18 protein-coding genes and 3 pseudogenes are annotated in these 19,538 nt (G+C 66.0%); 7 read left to right on the forward strand and 14 right to left on the reverse strand.

Going from position 1 to position 19,538, the window contains the following annotated elements:
* Entirely contained in the window at positions 1–1,041 is a 1,041-nt protein-coding gene (yhjD, locus tag AC5Y2L_RS08685; protein WP_499933581.1) for an inner membrane protein YhjD, read from the forward strand.
* 4 nt (positions 1,042–1,045) lie between these two features.
* On the opposite strand, the gene AC5Y2L_RS08690 is transcribed toward yhjD, so the two are convergent.
* Positions 1,046–1,627 carry a TetR/AcrR family transcriptional regulator gene (locus AC5Y2L_RS08690; protein ID WP_499933579.1) on the reverse strand — a complete coding sequence of 194 codons (582 nt, stop codon included), beginning with the start codon at positions 1,625–1,627 and terminating at the stop codon, positions 1,046–1,048.
* A 90-nt stretch (positions 1,628–1,717) separates the two neighbouring features.
* Here AC5Y2L_RS08690 and AC5Y2L_RS08695 point away from each other — a divergent pair, with 90 nt between their 5' ends.
* Together AC5Y2L_RS08695 and AC5Y2L_RS08700 are read left to right on the forward strand one after the other, a co-directional pair.
* The gene (locus AC5Y2L_RS08695) at positions 1,718–2,878 is read left to right on the forward strand and encodes an acyl-CoA dehydrogenase family protein (protein ID WP_499933577.1); all 1,161 of its coding nucleotides are present in this window, start codon (positions 1,718–1,720) and stop codon (positions 2,876–2,878) included.
* A 21-nt stretch (positions 2,879–2,899) separates the two neighbouring features.
* Positions 2,900–2,992, forward strand: a pseudogene (locus AC5Y2L_RS08700) (hypothetical protein); the annotation flags it as partial.
* 11 nt (positions 2,993–3,003) lie between these two features.
* On the opposite strand, the gene AC5Y2L_RS08705 reads toward AC5Y2L_RS08700, so the two are convergent.
* The 6 genes from AC5Y2L_RS08705 to dacB1 are packed head-to-tail and all read right to left on the reverse strand — an operon-like array spanning position 3,004 to position 7,976.
* Positions 3,004–3,525 carry a DUF6036 family nucleotidyltransferase gene (locus tag AC5Y2L_RS08705; RefSeq protein ID WP_499933576.1) on the reverse strand — a complete coding sequence of 174 codons (522 nt, stop codon included), beginning with the start codon at positions 3,523–3,525 and terminating at the stop codon, positions 3,004–3,006.
* Positions 3,518–3,862, reverse strand: coding sequence for a helix-turn-helix transcriptional regulator (locus tag AC5Y2L_RS08710; protein ID WP_499933574.1), 345 nt, complete (start codon positions 3,860–3,862; stop codon positions 3,518–3,520). Before AC5Y2L_RS08710 ends, AC5Y2L_RS08705 begins: the two co-directional genes overlap by 8 nt.
* Before the next feature lie 27 nt (positions 3,863–3,889).
* Positions 3,890–5,056, reverse strand: coding sequence for an N-acetylglucosamine-6-phosphate deacetylase (nagA, locus tag AC5Y2L_RS08715; protein WP_499933900.1), 1,167 nt, complete (start codon positions 5,054–5,056; stop codon positions 3,890–3,892).
* On the reverse strand, positions 5,053–6,396 hold the full coding sequence (locus tag AC5Y2L_RS08720) for a sugar porter family MFS transporter (RefSeq protein WP_499933573.1): 1,344 nt from the start codon (positions 6,394–6,396) through the stop codon (positions 5,053–5,055). The genes nagA and AC5Y2L_RS08720 overlap by 4 nt, the downstream gene beginning before the upstream one ends.
* Before the next feature lie 7 nt (positions 6,397–6,403).
* Positions 6,404–6,727: a hypothetical protein gene (locus tag AC5Y2L_RS08725; RefSeq protein WP_499933571.1), complete on the reverse strand. Its 324-nt coding sequence runs from the start codon at positions 6,725–6,727 to the stop codon at positions 6,404–6,406.
* A gap of 10 nt (positions 6,728–6,737) precedes the next feature.
* Positions 6,738–7,976: a D-alanyl-D-alanine carboxypeptidase DacB1 gene (gene dacB1 / locus AC5Y2L_RS08730; protein WP_499933570.1), complete on the reverse strand. Its 1,239-nt coding sequence runs from the start codon at positions 7,974–7,976 to the stop codon at positions 6,738–6,740.
* Between the two features lie 324 nt (positions 7,977–8,300).
* Between dacB1 and AC5Y2L_RS08735 the strand changes: the two genes are divergently transcribed.
* Both AC5Y2L_RS08735 and AC5Y2L_RS08740 read left to right on the forward strand, forming a co-directional pair.
* A complete protein-coding gene (locus AC5Y2L_RS08735; RefSeq protein ID WP_499933568.1) occupies positions 8,301–8,879 on the forward strand; it encodes a helix-turn-helix domain-containing protein in 579 nt (192 codons plus the stop codon).
* Positions 8,869–11,130, forward strand: a complete 2,262-nt coding sequence (locus tag AC5Y2L_RS08740) for a VIT domain-containing protein (RefSeq protein ID WP_499933567.1) — start codon at positions 8,869–8,871, stop codon at positions 11,128–11,130. Before AC5Y2L_RS08735 ends, AC5Y2L_RS08740 begins: the two co-directional genes overlap by 11 nt.
* Positions 11,131–11,133: 3 nt before the next feature.
* On the opposite strand, the pseudogene AC5Y2L_RS08745 reads toward AC5Y2L_RS08740, so the two are convergent.
* From AC5Y2L_RS08745 to AC5Y2L_RS08760, 4 genes and pseudogenes are all read right to left on the reverse strand, one after another.
* Positions 11,134–12,092: pseudogene (locus AC5Y2L_RS08745) on the reverse strand (SMP-30/gluconolactonase/LRE family protein).
* A gap of 10 nt (positions 12,093–12,102) precedes the next feature.
* Positions 12,103–13,422: an aspartate aminotransferase family protein gene (locus AC5Y2L_RS08750; protein WP_499933565.1), complete on the reverse strand. Its 1,320-nt coding sequence runs from the start codon at positions 13,420–13,422 to the stop codon at positions 12,103–12,105.
* A 43-nt stretch (positions 13,423–13,465) separates the two neighbouring features.
* Entirely contained in the window at positions 13,466–13,957 is a 492-nt protein-coding gene (locus AC5Y2L_RS08755) for a hypothetical protein (protein ID WP_499933564.1), read from the reverse strand.
* Positions 13,941–15,008: a hypothetical protein gene (locus AC5Y2L_RS08760; protein ID WP_499933562.1), complete on the reverse strand. Its 1,068-nt coding sequence runs from the start codon at positions 15,006–15,008 to the stop codon at positions 13,941–13,943. The genes AC5Y2L_RS08755 and AC5Y2L_RS08760 overlap by 17 nt, the downstream gene beginning before the upstream one ends.
* 604 nt (positions 15,009–15,612) lie before the next feature.
* Between AC5Y2L_RS08760 and AC5Y2L_RS08765 the strand changes: the two genes are divergently transcribed.
* Positions 15,613–16,515 carry a sigma-70 family RNA polymerase sigma factor gene (locus AC5Y2L_RS08765; protein ID WP_499933561.1) on the forward strand — a complete coding sequence of 301 codons (903 nt, stop codon included), beginning with the start codon at positions 15,613–15,615 and terminating at the stop codon, positions 16,513–16,515.
* On the opposite strand, the gene AC5Y2L_RS08770 is transcribed toward AC5Y2L_RS08765, so the two are convergent.
* From AC5Y2L_RS08770 to AC5Y2L_RS08780, 3 genes and pseudogenes are all read right to left on the reverse strand, one after another.
* A complete protein-coding gene (locus AC5Y2L_RS08770) occupies positions 16,487–17,572 on the reverse strand; it encodes an alpha/beta hydrolase (RefSeq protein ID WP_499933559.1) in 1,086 nt (361 codons plus the stop codon). The two genes, AC5Y2L_RS08765 and AC5Y2L_RS08770, sit on opposite strands and share 29 nt — an antisense overlap.
* Positions 17,573–17,646: 74 nt before the next feature.
* Positions 17,647–18,405 (reverse strand): helix-turn-helix transcriptional regulator, encoded by a 759-nt coding sequence (locus tag AC5Y2L_RS08775; protein ID WP_499933558.1) that lies wholly within the window; start codon positions 18,403–18,405, stop codon positions 17,647–17,649.
* Between the two features lie 18 nt (positions 18,406–18,423).
* A pseudogene (locus tag AC5Y2L_RS08780) lies at positions 18,424–19,029 on the reverse strand (carboxymuconolactone decarboxylase family protein); the annotation flags it as partial.
* A gap of 82 nt (positions 19,030–19,111) precedes the next feature.
* Here AC5Y2L_RS08780 and AC5Y2L_RS08785 point away from each other — a divergent pair.
* Positions 19,112–19,537, forward strand: a complete 426-nt coding sequence (locus AC5Y2L_RS08785; RefSeq protein ID WP_499933556.1) for a condensation domain-containing protein — start codon at positions 19,112–19,114, stop codon at positions 19,535–19,537.
* Position 19,538: the final 1 nt, after the last annotated feature.

Below are 19,538 nucleotides of genomic sequence, written 5' to 3' on the forward strand. Positions count from 1 at the left end.
ATGAACGAGCGGGCCGACCCCGCCAAGCCAGGCATCTTCGATCGGCTACGGGCCCGCTACGGATGGTTGGACCACGTCGTGCGCGCCTACCAGCGCTTCGACGAACGCAACGGCAGCTTCTTCGCGGCGGCCCTCGCGTACTACTCGATCTTCGCCTTACTTCCGCTGCTCATGGTCAGTTTCGCCGGCGTTGGGTTCGTGTTGGCGAGCCGGCCGGATCTGCGGAGCTCGATCGAGCACCACATCTGGTCGTCGGTTTCCGGCCAGCTGGGGCAGCAGCTCGTCAGAGGGATGAATTCGGCGATTCGGGCGAGTGCGTCGGTCGGGGTGATCGGCCTGGCCACCGCAGCGTGGGCCGGGCTTGGGTGGATGTCGCGGTTGCGGGCTGCGCTGACCGAGATGTGGTTTGCGCACCGCATCGATTCACCGGGATACCTGCGCAACAAGCTATCCGACCTGTTGGCGATGGTGGGAACGTTCGTGGTGATGTTGGCGACCGTCGGGCTTTCCGCGCTGAGCCACGCCCAGCCGATGGCCGCTCTCTTGGGATGGGTTGGCATACCTGAGTTTTCGGTGTTCGACTCGATCTTTCGACTGGTCTCGTTCCTGGTATCGATGCTGGTCTCCTGGCTGCTGTTCACCTGGATGATCGCCCGATTGCCGCGCGAGAAGGTCAGCCTCGTCGCCTCGATGCGAGCCGGGGCGCTGGCAGCGGTGGGGTTTGAAGTGTTCAAGCAGTTGGGGTCGATCTACCTCGGGGCGGTCACCGGCAGCCCGACGGGCCGGGTGTTCGGACCGGTGCTGGGCCTGATGGTGTTCGCCTATATCACGGGGTATCTCGTCCTGTTCGCCACGGCGTGGGGCGCGACGGCAACACCCGAAGATCCGCGCGCCAAGCCGGTCGACCCTCCGCCGCCGGCTATCATCGCTCCGCAGGTGCAACTCGACGAGGGCCTGTCCGCGCGTCAGACGGTGGCCGCTGTTGCCGCGGGAGCCGTTGGCGCGCTTACGCTTTCGCGGCTGATGCGTTGGCGCCGTTAGCTGGTCAATTCGCTACCGTGATGCGCAGCCGGGGCTTGCGACCGTCTTTGGTGGTGGCAACCCGGTCCCACACCGCATCGACCATCGGCGCCAACAGCAGCTCGCCCATCTGGCGCACCATGGCCCCGAGGACTTGTGCAGATTCGGAGCGTTCGGTGGAAGCCAGTCCGGACCCGCGTAGTGCGGCGACTTCGCGTCGAGTGAGGTCGACCAGCACGTCGAGCAGGTGGTTGTCGGCAGGCTCCAGGAACGTACGACGCACATAGTTGACGACGGGCGGGTTGTCACGCAGCATCTGGGCCACCGCTCTGTCGCGCGCCGCCGCGACGTGCTGGGCGCTGCCCTTCACCGGTACTTCGGCGATGGCATGCGCGAAATAGTCCACCACCAACTGGTCGACTGCGTCGCGTAGTCCGGCCTTGGTCTTGAAATGATGCTGCACCAGCCCCAAAGTGACGCCGGCGGCGGATGCGATGTCGCGCAGCGAGATTCGATCTGCACCGTATTGCGCATACAGGTCTAGCGCCGTGTTCCGGATTCGCGCTTTGGCCGTCAGGTCCTCGTTGGTGGCCCGCGGATTGAGCATTGTCTTCCTCCGCCGCGATCTCGTTACTTTACAAGTGTCATAATTACGATACTGTTGTACAGTCGCGAATCCCACCGATATGAGGTTGACGTGTCAGCATTGTTTCCCGATTACCGTCCCAGCTGGGAAACCGACCAGCACCGCGACTTGCGAATTCATGCCGCGGAGTTCTTTCGCAAGGAAGCCGCGCCCAATCAGGAACGCTGGGCCACCCAGCATGCCGTCGACCGCGAATTCTGGAACAAAGCCGGCGCTGCCGGGCTGCTCGGCCTGGACTTGCCGGAAGAGCTCGGCGGTATGGGCGGTGACTTCGCGATGCAGGCCGTCGTGCAGGAAGAACTGGTGTATGCCCACGACCAGGCTTTCGGGTTCGCGGTCCACTCGCCGATCGTCGCCCACTACATATACACCTACGGCAACGAGGAACAGCGCCGGCGCTGGCTGCCAAAGGTCATCAGCGGCGAGGCGGTGCTGGCCATCGCGATGACCGAACCGGGAACCGGGTCGGACCTGCAGTCGGTGCGGACTACTGCCCGGCGTGACGGGGACGTGTACGTCATCAACGGCTCGAAGACGTTCATTTCCAACGGGACTCACTGCAACCTGTTGGTGATTGTGGCCAAGACCGATTCGTCCAAGGGTGCCGCCGGCGTGTCGTTGATCGTGGCGGAGACCGACGGCCTGGAGGGTTTCGAGCGCGGCAGGGTGTTGCAGAAGATCGGCCAGCACGGCCAGGACACCCGCGAGTTGTTCTTCTCCGACGTGCGGGTGCCGGTGACCAACTTGCTTGGCGAAACGGAAGGGCAGGGCTTCTATCAGTTGATGCAGCAACTCGCGCGGGAACGGCTGATCATTGCCACGCTGTGTTCGGCGCTGGCCGAGGCTGCCGTGCTGGAGGCGATCAACTACTCCAAGGAGCGAGAGGCGTTCGGCCGTCCGATCGGTAATTTCCAGAACACCAAATTCACGCTGGCCGAATGCAAGACTGAGGCGCTGGCGATCAAGACGCTCGTCGATTACGCCATACAACGTTACGTCGACGGAAGCAACGATCCGATGACGGCGTCGATGGCCAAGCTGTTCGCCGCCGAGAAATGCGATCAGATCGTGGACAAGTGCCTGCAGATCTTCGGCGGCTACGGCTACATGGCCGAATACCCGATCGCGAACATGTATACCGGGTCCCGGGTGAACCGGATCTACGGCGGCACCAGCGAGATCATGAAGGAAATCATCAGCCGCTCGCTATAAGGACACGAAAATGACTGAGGCATACACACCGGCGCACTGCACGACGTCAAGCCGATCTCACTGGTCGTCGGGCTGATCGACGAACTGCGGCAATGCTTTCCGGACGTGTCCGAGAGACCGCATTTTTAGCTCGGCGCGGTAGTCTCGCCACCTGTAGCTCTTGCTCGCTCCTGCTGCAGGCGGATGAGTTGGGGGAGTGCCTCGAAATCCTTATCCCGCCCTGCCGCTTCCTTCGATGCGATGACATCGTCAAGACTGGCGACCAGAACGAGTACGCCGTCGATCTTCATTGCCGTCGCGCCATTTCGGAGATCTTCGAAACCGTCGGCAAATCCGGAAGGGGCAAACGTGAGATCGAGATCTCCGTAACGTGTCGTCAAATTCAGCACACTCATGCCCTGAAGAGACTCCGCCGAGGCGCTGAATTGTAAACCTTCAGATCCGGCGGCCCGCACCTTGGCTTCAAGCTCGGTAAGGGCGGCGGCGAGATTGGCCAGGTTGGACTTCGGCCGCGCCGGAACGATGTCGATGTCGATGGTCGCTGTTCCCGATCCGTGCAGTAAGGCAGCATAGCCACCGATCAATACGTACTCGACGTCATGGCGAGCGAGCGTGTCAAGTATGGCCGCGGGGTCGAATTCAGGCACGAGTTGCCTCACGAGCGAGGCGTGCCTGTTCGGTCTGCACCTTATCTCGGTCCGCCGAGCTGCGCCGCTGCTCGTGTTCCCACAGCACATCGTCATGATCGTCGTATGGCACGATCTGTGTCGACAATGACAAGTCAACGGCAGCAAGGATTTTCGCGATTGTAGGGTGGGTCGGTTGGCGCGTCCCGGACTCGATCTTGGCGATTGTGCTGTATGGCATTCCCGCTTTGGCGGCCAACTGACGCTGCGTCAAACCCGTCTTTGCACGTGCGACCCTCAGGACGTTTCCCGCCCATGCGTCGATGCTGCGCTGTGTACGAGGACTAACAACTGCCATACCAGCATGCTACCTTATAAGGTCGCATCATTCTGGGCCCTGCTGGTGCTGCCCATCACCACCGTCAGGCCTAACCCGCCAGTCGCCGCCTGCCATGACGGCGCTAACCTGCAGATCACGGTCCAGCACAACAAGATTGGCGTCATACCCGGGTCGCAGGCTGCCGACGCCCTCGAGCCCGAGGACGCGCGCCGGCGTCGTCGCGGTCATCCGAACCGCGGCAGTCAGCGCAGTATCGGCGTCCTCGCCGAGTGCGACGACATTGCGGAAGAGCTGATCCATGGTCGCCGTGCTTCCTGCGATCGTCGACGTTCCCCGCACCCGGGCCACACCGGACACCACGTCGATCGGCACCGCGCCGAGCCGGAATTCGCCGTCGGGGCAGCCCGCAGCTGCGATCGCATCGGTCACCGCGGCCACCCGGTCCGGGCCGGCCGACTCGATCACCGCACGCAGCACGGCGGGGTGCACGTGCACGCCGTCGGCGATCAGCTCGACGGTCACCCGCGGGTCTTCGAGCAGGGCCACTGCGGGTCCCGGGCTGCGGTGGTGCAGCGGCGGCATCGCGTTGAACAGATGGGTGCCGACCGTCGCGCCCAATTCCACAGCATGTTGGGTCTGCTCGTAGGTGGCATTCGTATGTCCCACGGCCACAACGACTCCCGCGTCGAGAAAGCGCCGAATCGCCGTGTCGCATCCGGCTAACTCGGGAGCCAGGGTGACCATCCGGATCGCGTCGCCGCCGGCGGCCAGCACGGCGTCGATCTCGGCGGGGTCCGGGTCACGCATCAGGTCGGGATCGTGCGCGCCGCACCGTGACCTGCTCAGCCACGGACCCTCCAGATGAATGCCCGCGACGACACCTTGCCGGGTGGCCGCGGCCAGTGCCTGCACTCCGGCGAGCAGTTCCGCGGGCCGCGCGGTGACCAGGCTGGCCAGCGTCGTCGTGGTGCCGTGCCGCAGGTGAAACTCCGCGGCGCGGGCCACGTCATGTGCATCGACGTAAGAAGCCCCGCCGCCGCCGTGCACGTGCATATCGACAAAGCCCGGCACCACAACGGAATCCGGGAAGTCTACGTCGGCGGGCCGAGGCGGTGGGCCGGCCCCGCAGGCCAGGATCTGGCCACCCGAAATCTCCAGCCACCCGGGTCGGCACACCTGCCCGTCCAAGGCGACAGCACCGGCCTGGATCATGCGTGGGTCTTTTCCCACCGTCCACCGTTTTCCCAGAAGTGCCTGATGTCCTCGAGTTGACGACCCTTGGTTTCCGGCGCATACCGGAAGACGAAAACGAAAGCGATCAGCGCGAAGGCCCCGAACACGGCGAAAGCTCCTGCGTCGCCGAGAGAATCCTTTATCGTCAGGAAACCGGCCGCAACTATCGCGTTGCTCACCAGGTTAGCGGTCAACATGGTGCTGGACCCGAGCGAGCGCAGGCGGGTAGGGAAGCTTTCGCTCGCGTACACCCAGCCCAGGGACCCCAAACCCAGTGTGTAGCCGATGATGAAGAGCAGCACGCCGGCGAACCCGAAGATCAGTCCAGCGCCGCCGAGACTCTGCGAGGAGAACACAACCATCAGCGCAAGGTCGGCGGCGATCATCATTGCTATGCCGCACAACAGGATTGGCCGCCTGCCCAGTCTGTCGACGAGGAGCACCGAAATTCCCACTGCCGCCAAACCCGCCACCTGTACCAGGGCCGGCAGAGCGAGCTGTCCGAAATAGCCGGCGAAGCCCATGCCCTTGAATATCTCGGGGCTGTAATAGACGAACGCGTTGATGCCGGTGATCTGGATCAGAAAGCCCAGCGCGATCACGAAGGCAGTGGCCCGCGAATACGGCCGGCGCAACATCTCGGAGATGCCGCCGCTGCCTTCGCTCAGGGCTCGCATGATTTCAGCAAGTTCCTCATCGGCGTTCGCGCTGGGCTCCACCAGTAGCAGCGCCGCCCGCGCCTCGTCCACCCGGCCCTTCAGCATGTACCAGCGGGGGCTGTCGGGTAGGCGAATCACCAAGAGCAGCAGCACAATTGCCGGCAAGACGGCCAGCGCCAGCATCCACCGCCAGCCGTGGACACCGGCGAGCAGGTAGCCGGTCAGGTAGCCCACGATGAGTCCGCTGACAATGGCCAGCTGGTAGGCCGTCACCAGCGATCCTCGCACCGCCGCCGGAGCCGACTCCGCCACATAGACCGGGACGACCACCATCGACACCCCGATGGCCAAACCAATCAGGAACCGTGCCGTCAACAGCATCGCCAATGACACCGAAAACGCTCCCAGCAGAGCGCACATCGTGTAGGCGACCAACACCAGCACGATCGCCCTTTTGCGTCCAATGGCGTTGGTCAGCAGGCCCGCGCCCAGCACCCCGACGATCTGGCCGATCACCACCATGGTCGTCAGGACTTCCCGTTGCAGGGTCGTGCGAGCAAAATCGACGAACAGCTGCGCGGCGGCGATGATGGACAGGTCGTAGCCGTAGATGACGCCGACGCTGGCCGCGGTCAGCCCGACCAATACCCCCCGCCGCACGGACTCGTCAGGCCTGGACCCGGGTCTTCAGCAGACCGATCACCGTATCGGGGTCGTCGGGCGTGATGCACGGCCGCACCCGACGGCCGACGTCGAGAATCAGCAGCGTCTGCTTATGGCCCCGCTGCATGTCCAGCGGAAACCAGTGGCGAGGGTCGCCGGCGCCCCAGAAGCGTCCCTTGCCGGATGCCCAGCCCATCGGCTTGGCCTTGATGCCCTTGATTTTGCTGTAGGCGACCCGCTTTGGCGTAGCAAAGGGAAAGTAGTAGCGACGAATGGTGATTCCATCCTCGTCGAGGGTCAGGCCGGCGTCCTGGTAAAGGGCAGTCATCCCGCAGAGTCTAGTTCTCGGGCCGGCTGTTCATGGAGCGTGCGACCATGATCAACCCGAACACGACGAGCGCACCGACGACGGCCACGCCGACGCGTATCGGCAGCGCGTCGGCCGACGACGTCGGACCGGCGGCCTGCGCGTCGGCCGGCCGGTCGGTGGGACGCCCGGCGCTCGCCAACGAAGGGTCGGGTTCGACCAGGGTGCCGACCTGGGTGCCCGCCGGGGTGCTGAACCCGTAGTCGAGCAAATGCGCGGCCTGTTCCCACGGGGCGATCGGCTGCCGGGTTCCATGCAGCAGCACCGCCACCAGCCGTCGACCGTTGCGGTTGGCCGCTCCGACGAAGGTCTGGCCGGCGTCGTCGGTGTAACCGGTCTTGCCGCCCATCGCACCCGGGTAGTGATAGAGCAGCTGGTTGTCGTTCTCCAGCTGGTAGCCGGGATGGTCGCCGTGGCCGGGGAAGTCGAAAGTGCGGGTCGCGACGATGTTGCTGAACGTCGGGTTCTGCCAGGCGTACCGGTAGAACAGGCCGATGTCGTAGGCCGACGTGCTCATGCCGGGCCCGTCCAGTCCCGATGGCGTGGCGACGCGGGTGTCGCGGCCGCCGAGCTTGGCGGCCAGCAGATTGATCTTCTCCAGCGCGGCCTGCATGCCGCCGAGCTGCGCGGCCAGCGCGTGCGCGGCGTCGTTGCCGGAATGCATCAGCAGCCCGTGCAGGAGCTGGTTGACGGTGTACATGCCGTCGGCGTCGACGCCGACCTTGGTGCCCTCGGCCGCGGCGTCGTCGGCGGTGCCAGGAACCGACTTGTTCAGGCTGAGCGCGTTGATGGCGGCCATCGCCACCAGCACCTTGATGATGCTGGCCGGGCGGTGCCGGCCGTGTGGGTCGCGGGCGGCGATCACCGCGCCGCTGTCCAGATCCGCCACCAGCCAAGCCTCGGCGGAGACGTCGCCCGGCGTCGGCGGCGTGTTGGGTGCGGTGACGATCCCGCAACCGCCCAGCGCGTCGCCGCCGACCGGCTTGGGCGGCACTGCGAGCGGCGCCGGCGCCTCACCCGCCTGCGGCACCTCCGACGAGTCGACCGCCGGTGGCGTGGACACCTTGTAGGGGCAAGTCGCCGGAGCGGCGTTGGGGCCGGCGTCGGGCTCGGCCAGGGCGAAGGGCAGACCCGGACCGGCGGGCGCAGCTGCCAGAAAAAGTGCGGCCAGGCATGCGGCGCCGCGCGACGAGGACGGTAACCGAAGCATCGTCTGAGCAGCGTAAGCGAAAGGCGGCGGCAGTGCAGGGAGCCGCGCTGTGACTGCTGAGACGGAAGTTGCAAAGAGTGCACGAGTGGCGCTGCTGGTGCCGTGGCCGCCGTCGGGTGTGCCGTGCCCGCCGTCGCGGGTGAAGGGTGGGCGTCGAGTGTGAAGGGTTGGCGTCGCGGGTGAAAAGAGGGCGGGAAAATCGGCGAAAGCTCGCCCTGGTTTCACCCGGAAAGCCCAGATTTCACACCGAACGCCCGGGGTTCACGCGCAACGCCGCCCGCTACTTGACAGTGTCAGAAACATGTATAACACTGTCAATTAACCATGAAGCTGCTCACCCTGCCCGAATTCGCCGCCGTCGCCGCCACTGCGGTGCAGGCGTCCGGAGCAGTGCCGGAAAACCGCCAGGCCAAGCCGATCCCCGCCGAGCGCATGGTCCGCTACTACACCGCTCGCGGCCTGCTGCCCCGACCCGGGACGCGGGGCCGGGCGCTCACTTACGGGCGAACCCATCTCGTCCACTTGGTGGCCGTCAAACGGCTGCAGGGCGAGGGTTTGTCGCTGGACGAGATCGCTCAGCGGCTCGACGGGATGTCGCAGGCTGAGCTGGAGTCGCTGGCTGCTATCCCGCCCAGCGTCATGCCGGCCGACCTGGGCGACCCGGAACCCGCCCCGGCCCCGTCACGCGCGGCCGCCCGTTTCTGGCAGACGGCCCCCCAGACGGCCCCCCAGCTGACCACGGCGGAACCCCCCGCGGTAACCGAACTGCGGGCAGTCCGCCTTTCCGACACCGTCACGTTGCTGATCGACGGCCCACTGCCCCCGCCCGACAAACTGCGCCGCGCCGCCGCGCCGCTGCTCGAACTCCTCGCCAACCACGAAAGGACCCCCGATGAGCCCTGAGCTACTTCCGCTTCTCACCGCCGAACCGAGCTCCCCTGCCGGCTCACGGCCAACCTGCGGCGAGCTCAGCTCGGCAACCGGTGAGCGGCTACCCCTGAAGGCGCTGAGCGTCGACGCCGCCATCGTGGGCATGACCGCCACATCGACCGTGCGTCAGCGCTTCGTCAACACCGGCGATACCACCATCGAGGCCACCTACGTGTTCCCGTTGCCGGCGCGGGCGGGTGTCACCGACTTCGTCGCCTCGCTGGCCGGACGACGGGTGGTTGGCGTGCTGAAGGAGCGCGGCCAGGCTCGCGCGGACTACGAGCACGCCCTGGTGTCCGGCCAGCGCGCCGCCATCGTGGAGGAGGACCGCTCCGACGTGTTCTCGGTGCGGGTGGGCAACCTCGGTCCCGGCGAGGAAGCCACCATCGAGCTGGTGCTGACCGGACCGTTGGCGTTCGAGGACGGCGAGGCGACGTTCCGTTTCCCGCTCGTCGTCGCCCCTCGGTACACCACCGGCACGCCGGTAGCGGGCGATCAGACCGGCGGCGGTCTGGCGGTCGACACCGACGCCGTTCCCGACGCATCAAGGGTGACTCCGCCGCGCCTGTCGGACCAGGATCAGCGGCCCGACCTGCACATCGAGCTGACCCTCGACGACGGCGGGCTGGCCGTCTCGGACCTGAGGGCGTCGCTGCCGACCGCCCTTGTGAAAACCGACGGCCCGACTCGCCTGCACGTCGAGCCCGGGGCGCGTGCCGACCGTGACTTCGTGCTGCGCTTCCGCGTCGACCGCCGTGAGCTGTCGTCATCGGCGCTGCTGGTGCCTGACCCCGACGGCGACGAGGGCACCTGGTCGGTCACCGTCGTCCCGCCCGCCGAAACCACCAGCACGCCGCGTGATGTGGTCGTCGTGCTGGACCGGTCCGGGTCGATGGACGGTTGGAAGATGGTCGCCGCGCGGCGGGCGGCGGGCCGGATCGTGGACATGCTCGATGCGGCAGACCGGTTTTACGTGCTGGCTTTCGACAACGTCGTCGAGAGGCCGTCCGACCTGCCCGCCGGCCTATCGTCGGCCTCGGACCGCAACCGGTTCACGGCCGCCTCCTGGCTGGGCACGCTGACGGCGCGGGGTGGCACCGAGATGGCCGAACCCCTGCGCGAGGCGGTCACCCTGCTGGCTGCCTCTGATGCCGGCCGGCTACCCAGCGTGGTCGTGGTGACCGACGGCCAGATCGCCGGCGAGGACCACCTGCTGCGGTCGCTGGCGCCGCTGATCGGGCGGACTCGGGTGCACTGCGTGGGCATCGACCGGGCCGTCAACGCCGGTTTTCTGGAACGCCTTGCCGCGCTGGGCAATGCGCGCGCCGAGCTGGTCGAGTCGGAGGACCGCCTCGACGAGGTCATGACCAGATTGGCCCGCACCATCGGGCGCCCGTCGCTGACCGAGCTGCGGGTGAGTGCCGACGGCGTCGAGATCGTCGACGGTAGCGTCACCCCGAATCGGGCACCCGACGCGTTCGCCGGCGTGCCGTGCGTGATCTCCGGGCGCTATCGGTGCACGAAATCCCGGCCCGCAGCCACGCTGCACGTCGAAGCCAGCACGCCGGACGGCCCCTTTACGACGGCGCTGGCGGCACGTCTGGCACCGGATGCCGTTGCGGTGCAAAAGATTTGGGCCCGCGCGGTGGTCCGCGACCTGGAGGACGAATACGCCTCCGGGCGCGGTGACGACGACTTGACCAAGCGCCTGGTGGCGCACTCCATCCGATTCGGGGTGCTGTCGAGGTTCACCGCGTTCGTCGCCATCGACCCCGAACGCACCGATGCGGGCCCGCTCGACGAGGTGGTTCAGCCGGTCGAGACTCCTGACGGGTGGGGCCCCGTCGGCTTCGCCGCGGCGCCGGTAATGGCCAGAGTCAGCTATGCGCCGAGCGGCCCGCCGCCGGCCGGCATCATGCCCATGCCGGGCCCGCCGGCCCCGCGGTCTCTCAAACACCTGCTCAAGCAGGTGGAGAAGGCAACCCAGGTGCGCCGTTCCGGGCTCGACCGGGTGCTCGACGAGCTGCAGCAGCATCGCGATGCGACGTCGGAGCCTGAATTGCACGCGGCACTGGTCCGGCTGTGCAATGCGCTGACGCGGTTCTTGAAGGGCTCGACCCAGGCCCAGGCGCGCGAGGTGCTGATCGCCGTCGACGCGGTGAAGCGGCTGCTCGGCGAGGGCGACCGCGGGCGGCGCACGGCGAAACTGCGGTTCTGGACCTGAGGACTACAGCCGGGTGGCCGCCAGCTCCACATGGGCGACGGCCGGGTAGCTGATGGTGCCCATCCACAGCTGACCGGCCGCCTCCACCACACCGGTGACGACACCGAAGTCCGGATGCGTGGTGCGCAGGCCGGCGACGGGCGCACCGGTATCCGGATCGAACGCGACCGCCCAGACTTCCGGCTTGATCTGCGGTTGCAGCCGATCGGGCAGGCGCCACAGCAGCTTGCGGATGATCGGGGCGCGCGGCAACAGCCATTCCAGCGCGCCATTCGCCTCCGCGACGGCATGCCGGGCAGGTGCACTGCCAACGGCGTCACCGATCCGGCTTGCGGGCCGGTCAGCCAGTACTTCGACAGCCGGCGCGCCTGGCTCTCGGCGAACACCAGCGCCGACCCGTCGGCCGTCGGCGTAACTCCGTTGGCGAAGTACAGTCCGTCGACCAGCATGGTGGCGGTGCCGTCCGCCTCGAGCCGGAACAGGGCGCCGCGGCCCCGGCCTTCCACCACCGCGGCGGTATAGTGCTCGAAAGTGAAGTCGCACGTCGACTCGGTGAAATAGATTGTGCCGTCGGGTGTTTCGGTGACGTTCGAGCAGAACTTGAGCCGTCGGCCGGCTACCGACTCGACCAGCACGTCCAACGCGCCGCTGGTCGGGTCGAGGGCGAGCAATCCACGATGGCTGTCGCAGATCAGGACTCGGCCGTCGCGGGCGACGTGCAGACCGAGCGGCCGCCCGCCGGTGTCGGCGACCACTGCGGGCTCGCCGCCGCCGGTGGGAATGCGCACAATGCGCCCGTCCTCCAGGCCAGTCCACACCTGGCCGGCCGCGTCGACCACGACATCCTCGGGCCCGTTCCCGGGCAGCGCGACGACGGTGATATTCGGCGCCGGCATGTCCGGCAACGCCTCCACCGGTGGCGGCTGCCACCGCACCGGGTCGATACGTGGTTTGCGCGCCATGCCAAGGACTTTAGAGCTGGTCGGTCAGCACGCTGCGCAGGATGGATTCGATGGTGTCGAACTCGGCCTGTCCGCTGATCAGCGGCGGCGCGAGTTGGATGACGGGCTCGCCGCGGTCGTCGAGGCGGCAGTACAGCCCGGCGTCGAAGAGCGCCGCGGAGACGTCGGCGATCAGCTTTTCCCGCTCTTCGCCGGTGAAGGTCTGTTTGGTCGCTTTGTTCTTGACCAGTTCGACGCCGTAGAAGTAGCCCTCGCCGCGGATGTCGCCGACGATGGGCAGGTCGTAAAGCTTCTCCAAAGTGGCGCGCAACTGTGGCGCTTGGGCTTTGACGCGGTCGTTGAGGCCTTCGCGTTCGAAGATGTCGAGGTTGGCCAGCCCGACGGCCGCCGACACCGGGTGGCCGCCGAAGGTGTAGCCGTGCCGGAAGACCGTGCTGCCGTCGTTGAACGGCTCGAACACCCGGTCGCTGGCGATCATCGCGCCCAGCGGCGAGTAGCCCGACGTCATCCCTTTGGCGCAGGTGATCATGTCCGGCACATAGCCGAAGTCGTCACAGGCGAACATCGACCCGATCCGGCCGAAAGCGCAGATCACCTCGTCGGAAACCAGCAGCACGTCGTACTCGTCGCAGATCTCGCGAACCCGCTCGAAATAGCCGGGTGGCGGCGGAATCGAGCCGCCGGCGTTTTGCACCGGCTCCAAGAACACCGCGGCGACGGTATCGGCTCCCTCGAACTCGATGGCCTCGGCGATCCGGTCGGCCGCCCATAACCCGAAGGCTTTCGCGTCTGTGTTGAACGGCTCGGGCGCGCGGTAGAAGTTCGTGTTGGGCACCCGGAACCCGCCCGGCGTGACCGGTTCGAACGGTGCCTTGTAGGTTGGCAACCCGGTGATCGCCAGCGCGCCCTGGGTGGCGCCGTGGTAGGCGATGGAGCGCGAAATCACCTTGTGTTTGGTGGGTTTGCCGGTGAGCTTGAAGTATTGCTTGGCCACCTTCCACGCGGTTTCGACGGCCTCGGTGCCGCCGGTGGTGAAAAAGACCCGGTTGAGGTCGCCGGGCGCGTAGCCCGCAAGACGCTCGGCGAGTTCGATCGCGGTCGGGGTGGCATACCCCCAAATCGGAAAGAACCCGAGCGTGCCGGCTTGCCGGGCGGCGGCTTCGGCCAGCTCGGCACGGCCGTGGCCGACCTGCACCACGAACAGCCCGGACAGCGCATCGAGGTAGCTCTTGCCGCGGTCGTCGAAGATCGTCACGCCGTCGCCGCGAGTGATCACCGGCGGCCGGATCTCCGGGCCGTGCTTGGCGAAATGAAGCCACAGCTTGCTCATTCCAGAGATGTTAGGGACAACGCTCACAGCGGCATGTCGCTCATCACGGATCAGCGTAACGACGAGGCTCGTTGACGATGCGGTGATCCGTTCGGTGGCGCTGCAAGGGTGATGCTTCGAGTGTTGGCGTATACCGGTATTCGTCTGGTATCGATGTCGGGTGCCTTGGAAGGTCATCTTCGAGCGGAAAGCCGTCCCACAAAATATGGTCTGATTCACCTGGTTCCCGGAAAGAACCGGACGGCTGCGGCTCTTGGAGATCGAGCAGGTAGTAGTAGCGCACCGCTTCGTCCACGTCCGGCCAGGGACCCGGGTCGATCAGCGACTCCCTGGTATCGCGTACCAACCCCCAGGTGAGGTCGGAAGGCGGCGCCTTGTACACCAGGTACATGAGTGGTCCTTCGGTCCACGCATGTGAGACCAGAAAAGGATCGCTTCCCGCCTGATTCTCAATTTCGATGTGGAGCAATAGATTTCGCAGCACTTCTGCTGCGAAATTACGCTGCTCGTCGGTGGCGTCAATTGATGGGCACATTGTTATTCACCCATGGTGGAGTCCACGTCCATTTCGGACCCAACTTGAGCACTCCACTGCCTCCCTCGAGGGGATATATCGTAATCACCCCTTTCGCTCCCCCGTCAGGCACGCCGACACGCCCCACCCGGGGATCGACTACGATCCTCATCGTCAAACTTTCGCCAGTATCCTGGCAGTCGGCAATTCCGAGTGGACCTCTTGTGCAATGGGTCCGGTTGATCGGCACGTCATAGATAAAGGTACCGTCCGGCTTATGCACTGGGCGGCTGTGTGAAATCAAATCTTTGAACACGTTTAGGTTCACCACGCCATGTTTCCAGTAGGCCTTATCCCACCCAAACCCCGCTTTCGTCCGTGCGTCGTAGTAGCCGCGACGGAGCAAGACATGGTTGCCGTCTAGGTCGGTGGCTTCGGCGATAACCTCATTTATCGGGTACGGCTGTGGATCTTGTGGGAACGGCCCATCCGGAGATAGCGGGACATCATGATCGACGAGTCGCACCCCCGGGTGTCTGCGGTCGGGCGAGTCGCCGAACGGCATCGTAAGCGCGTTGCGGTCCCGAATCATCTGGTCGGACACTTGCTGCTCAGCATCCCACCAGTCCTTGGCCGCCTCTCTGATTTGCTGGGAGAACCTGCGGGTAGCCGCTACGTACTTGTCGGCGGTCGCATCGCTCATCCCGGCCGTTCGCGACCACGACACCGAAAGATCATCGTTAACGACAAAGCCCAACCGTTCAGCGTTGTCGATCATCGCCCGCACGTTGCTGAGCTTTGGCATCACCGCTTCAGTCATGCCTCGATATGCCGTATCCGACATCGCGCCAATCGCATCCGACACGCGAACGATTACCTTGCGGTCGGAACACGACATTGTTACCGCCGCCTCTGCGGTGCGCCCAGACCATGGCTCCCCACCGGGTCTTTCCATGAGCCGCACATAGGCGTCAGCATGGCTCTCCAAATCCGTTGCGGTGTCTCGCCACGACTGGATCAACGCCAGCACCGCCTCCGGCTTCGCCGCATCAATCTGGCCGCGTGTCACCACCGGCGGTCAGCCCAAAGCCTATGGTTGATCACGCGAGTAGGAGCTGTGGCGCGAGGCGCGGATGGCCACTCGCACCTGTGATAACGGCAGCTCGGTCAACCTCGACGTCTGCGAACTCGATTCGTGCCCGATCCACCCGATCACCCACCGTGGTGAAGTGGTGCGCGATCCGGATCCGCACCGCAGAAAGCGCCTGCGCGCTCACCGACCTTGCCGCCACAAGGGTTGGAGTTTCGCTCGCGGGGTCGTTCAAGTCATCGCCCAGCGGCGTTGGCCGGTTCAACTTCGTCGCCAAACCTCGCAGCGCCGGGCTCAATCGACGAAGTGCCCCTAGCTCAAGCTCGAGGACATGCGGCCGCATTGAAACCCCCTAGACATCTAACTGCAGAGACGGTGCACTCACGGTGTCGAACGGTAATCAACTCGCCGCCTTCGAGAGGCCGGATCCATCCGAAACCCGCACTCTCGGGTTGGAGGATATCCGCTTGCGGCTGATTCCGCCTGCCGTGGCAGACACCCTCGTACACGTTAAGGTTCGCCGGCGTACCAGCCATGCGCATTTCCGGATCTCGGCCAAAGTCACCCTGGCGTTACGCTCGGGGACATGGCCGTCGTCCAACAGGTTTCGGAATTCGAGGCGCTGCGGCCCCACCTCATGTCGGTCGCCTACCGGCTCACCGGAACGGTCGCCGATGCCGAAGACATCGTCCAGGAAGCCTGGCTGCGGTGGCGGGCGCAGAACCACCCGATCAACGATCTGCGGGCCTGGCTGACCACGGTGGTGAGCCGGCTCGGCCTGGACAAGTTGCGGTCGGCGGCGCACCGACGGGAGACCTATACCGGCCACTGGCTGCCCGAACCCGTGGTCACCCGGTTCGATACCGATGACCCGCTGTCCGAGGTGGTAGCCCGCGAGGATGCCCGATTCGCCGCCATGGTGGTTTTGGAGCGCCTGACTCCCGACCAGCGGGTCGCCTTTGTGCTGCACGACGGGTTCGCGATCCCGTTCGCCGAAGTGGCCGACGTCCTCGGCGTCAGCGAAGCCACCGCCCGCCAGCTCGCGTCGCGGGCCCGCAAGGCCGTAGCGGCCGCGCCCCCGCCCGAACCCGATCCCAGCCACAACGAGGTGGTGGGCAAGCTGATGGCCGCCATTGCCTCCGGCGACCTGACCGCCGTCGTCGAGTTGTTGCACCCGGATGTGACGCTCACCGGCGACGCCAACGGCAAGGTGTCCACCGCCGTGAACGTCATCCACGGCCCGGACAAGGTCGCCCGCTTCATGCTGGGCCTGGCCCGCCGCTACGGCCCGGCGTTTGTCACGGCGACACAGCTGGCGCTGGTCAACGGCGAGCTGGGCGCCTACACCGAAGGAAGCCCCGGCACCGACGGATATTGGGAGATGGCCCCGCGGGTGACGGCGATGACGGTGCGCGACGGGAAGGTCTGCGCCATCTGGGATGTGGCCAACCCGGACAAGTTCACCGGCTCTCCGCTGCGGTCTCGCTGACCGGCCGCGGCTGCGCAACGGCCAGGCCGAGTCGCAGTGCCGCCGCGGCTTCGGCACCGGCCTCGGCGAACCGGCCCCCGAGGCCGACGAAGTTGAGATATGCGTGGGGGAGATCGCTTTGCCGGCTCAAAGTGGCCTGGATTCGGTGGGATCGCAGTTTGGCCGCGTAGGCCACGGCGTCGTCGCGGAGCGGATCGAAACCGGCGCTGGCGATATACGCCGGCGGTAGGCCGGTGACGTCGCCGCGCAGCGGCGACAGACGAGGATCTGCCAAATCAATGCCCGGCGGTACGTAGTTGGCCAGCGCCCAATTGAAATTCTGGACCGTGAAGGTGGAGCACTGTGCGAACAGATCGTGCGAAGGCCGACGTGCGGCGAGGTCGGTCGGGGGATACATCAGGAGCTGAAAAGCCGGGACCGGACCACCTGACTGCACCGCCTGCTGCGCGGTGACGGCGGCGAGGTTTCCGCCGGCGCTGTCGCCGCCGACTGCGATGCGGTCGGGGTCTGCACCCAGCTCGTCAGCCTGGCGGTGCGCATATTCGAACGCCGCGACTGCGTCGTCCACCGCGGCGGGGAACGGGTGCTCGGGAGCCCGTCGGTACTCGATCGACAGCACCCGCACCCCGGCGTGGTGGGCCAAGAATCGGGCGATCGGCTCGTGGCTGGTTCGCGAGCCCACCGAGAAGCCGCCGCCGTGGTAATACACCAGCAGCCCGCACGGCTCCGGAACGTCCGCGGGGGAGTACAGCGTGGCCTGGACGTCGCCGTGGCGAGCGGGGATGGTTACGTCCCGTGCCGCGACGGCTACGGGCGCTGCGTACCCGATGATCAGGGGGAGGCCGTCGTATCTCATCCGCGCCTTCTCGATGGGATCGGCGAAAACGTCGGAGCCGGAGAGGTTTTTGAGGCGGATCATCAGCTGCGCGTCGAGGGTCAATTCCTGCCCGTCGATCCGCACCGGCGGGCCGGCCAGAAACCGCCTCGCCGGTTCGGGCAAGGCGAACAGGGAGCGGATTACCGCCGCTTTTGCGCGCACACCCAACGGTGCTGCCATGAGAGTCTCCATTCCTAAGCCGAGGGATATCCCAAGCCTCGGTTGGTGACGACGAGTGCGCTTGTACGGATCCGTCAGGTCCGAGATCGCCGAACCGCGGCAGCGAGGTCACGCGGTGTTGCGCCAGTCATCTCCCGGCACACCCTGTTGGCATGCGAACCGTCGGCAAACCCGGCCATGTGGGCGGCGTCGGTGACCGACCGGCCGTCGACCAGCTGGCGCATCGCGTTGACCAGCCGCATCCAGCGGATCGTGGCCGAGAACGACACGCCGGTCTGCTGTCTGCACAGTCGCCCGAGGTAGTCGGGTGACAACGCCACCGCGTCGGCGACCGAGGCCACATCGACGTGGTCCGGTACCCGGCTCGTCACCACTTCGAAGGCATGCCGTAGCTGCGGGTGAACCGACCGTGGCCGGTCAGGGCTTGCTATCCCACAGAGCGCTTCGACGAGGAACGCTGCCGCCGCCCCGGCGCCGTTCGTCGTCAGGCATTCGGCCGTCGCTTCCGCCAACCCCTCTCCGTCGTCGACAATCCAGACACCTCGGTGTTTACCGTTGTCGAGGCTCAAGGCGTTCAGCGCAGCGCCCTGCCACGTCTGCATCCCCAGGTACAGCGTCAAGGCCTCGGTCTCGGCGTCCGACCGCACCGCATGGCGTGCTCCGCTGGCGACCACGACCAGCCGGCACGCCTCGGTCTCGCCGCTGTCCGCGGTGACGGATAACGAACCTCGTCCACCAACCGTGACCTGTACCGCCGCGTGGTGGTGGACGGCGAGGTCAGAGAACGCGCCGGCAACCATAAGCCGGCCCGGCCCCAGGTCCCAGACCCGCATTCGGCAACTGTAGCGCCGCTAAGCCCAGGGCACGCGGCAGGCGTCTCCGGAACTGAACCCCTGCTCGGTGATCCCCAAGGCGGAGTTCATCCGCGCCCGCATGTTCTCCAAGCCGATCTGATAGGTCAGCTCGATCACTCCGGCGTCGCCGAAGCGGGCCCGCAAATCGGCTACCTGTTCGTCGGTGACGGTGTGCGGGTCGGTGGTCATCGCGTCGGCGTAGGCGATGGCTGCCCGTTCGTCGTCGGTGAAGCGGGCAGAAGTGGCGTAATCGTCGATCTCTTGGAGTCGCTGCACGTCCAGGCCGTCCAGGCGCTGCAGCATGGATCCGAAGTCGACGCACCACGAGCAGCCGACGGTCCGGGCGGTCCAGAACACGGCCAGCTCGCGCACGCTGGCCGGCAGTGTTTTCGACGCCCGTTCGACCAGCGTCTCGTGCACAGCGCTGGCAACCAGCAGCCCGCGATGGTGCGCGGTGACGGTGAACGGTTCGGGAACCTCGCCGAAGCGCCGCTTGGCGATCCGGTACATGGCCCGGGTCAGCAGGCCGGTGCGCTTCGGGGACAGGGGTTCGATGCGTGTTTTTTTGGCATTTGTCTGGGTCATACTGGTCTGACGAGACGGGCCGCGGAAGTGTGACGGCGGCTTTTAGGGACTCCAAGAATCCGTCAAGGATTTCCCAAGCTGCCCGGTGAAGTCTCTGCTCATGTCGTCTTACTCAGGTGTTGCTCAGCTTCCACCGCTGGAGAAGCTGGAAAGCGCTGCTCACTCTGAGGTGCTGATCGCCGATCCGCGGTGGGACCAAGGCCGTGTTCGCGCCGCGGTCGATGCGGTTTTCGCAGCTCACCCGGGACTTGGCACGGTCTACGAGCCGTTCTTGGGCAGCTGGACGTTTCGCCCTGGTGGTTGGTGGGTCTGGGCCGTGGAACCCCCCGGCATCAGCGTCAGCGAAGCCCGCAACCGTCAACGCGCCCTGTTCGACATGCGTATCGGCAGGTTGTTCGCGGTGTCGTTGATCCCTGGAACACCGGACCGGCTGGTGTTCACCGCCAGCCGCCTCTGCCTGGACAGCTCGTCCTGGAACACGGTTCTCAACGACTTTATGGTCAACTACCGGAGCAGGCTGAGCTGAA

Source organism: Mycobacterium sp. NGS66 (assembly GCF_059812225.1).

Bases quoted from the DNA above. Each gene is read 5' to 3' on its own strand.
- AC5Y2L_RS08755 (WP_499933564.1), bottom strand. From the start codon at position 13,957: ATGTGCCCATCAATTGACGCCACCGACGAGCAGCGTAATTTCGCAGCA.
- nagA (WP_499933900.1), bottom strand. From the start codon at position 5,056: ATGATCCAGGCCGGTGCTGTCGCCTTGGACGGGCAGGTGTGCCGACCC.
- AC5Y2L_RS08785 (WP_499933556.1), top strand. From the start codon at position 19,112: ATGTCGTCTTACTCAGGTGTTGCTCAGCTTCCACCGCTGGAGAAGCTG.
- AC5Y2L_RS08775 (WP_499933558.1), bottom strand. From the start codon at position 18,405: ATGCGGGTCTGGGACCTGGGGCCGGGCCGGCTTATGGTTGCCGGCGCG.
- AC5Y2L_RS08725 (WP_499933571.1), bottom strand. From the start codon at position 6,727: ATGACTGCCCTTTACCAGGACGCCGGCCTGACCCTCGACGAGGATGGA.
- AC5Y2L_RS08765 (WP_499933561.1), top strand. From the start codon at position 15,613: ATGGCCGTCGTCCAACAGGTTTCGGAATTCGAGGCGCTGCGGCCCCAC.
- yhjD (WP_499933581.1), top strand. From the start codon at position 1: ATGAACGAGCGGGCCGACCCCGCCAAGCCAGGCATCTTCGATCGGCTA.
- AC5Y2L_RS08770 (WP_499933559.1), bottom strand. From the start codon at position 17,572: ATGGCAGCACCGTTGGGTGTGCGCGCAAAAGCGGCGGTAATCCGCTCC.
- AC5Y2L_RS08740 (WP_499933567.1), top strand. From the start codon at position 8,869: ATGAGCCCTGAGCTACTTCCGCTTCTCACCGCCGAACCGAGCTCCCCT.
- dacB1 (WP_499933570.1), bottom strand. From the start codon at position 7,976: ATGCTTCGGTTACCGTCCTCGTCGCGCGGCGCCGCATGCCTGGCCGCA.
- AC5Y2L_RS08750 (WP_499933565.1), bottom strand. From the start codon at position 13,422: ATGAGCAAGCTGTGGCTTCATTTCGCCAAGCACGGCCCGGAGATCCGG.
- AC5Y2L_RS08690 (WP_499933579.1), bottom strand. From the start codon at position 1,627: ATGCTCAATCCGCGGGCCACCAACGAGGACCTGACGGCCAAAGCGCGA.
- AC5Y2L_RS08735 (WP_499933568.1), top strand. From the start codon at position 8,301: ATGAAGCTGCTCACCCTGCCCGAATTCGCCGCCGTCGCCGCCACTGCG.
- AC5Y2L_RS08710 (WP_499933574.1), bottom strand. From the start codon at position 3,862: ATGGCAGTTGTTAGTCCTCGTACACAGCGCAGCATCGACGCATGGGCG.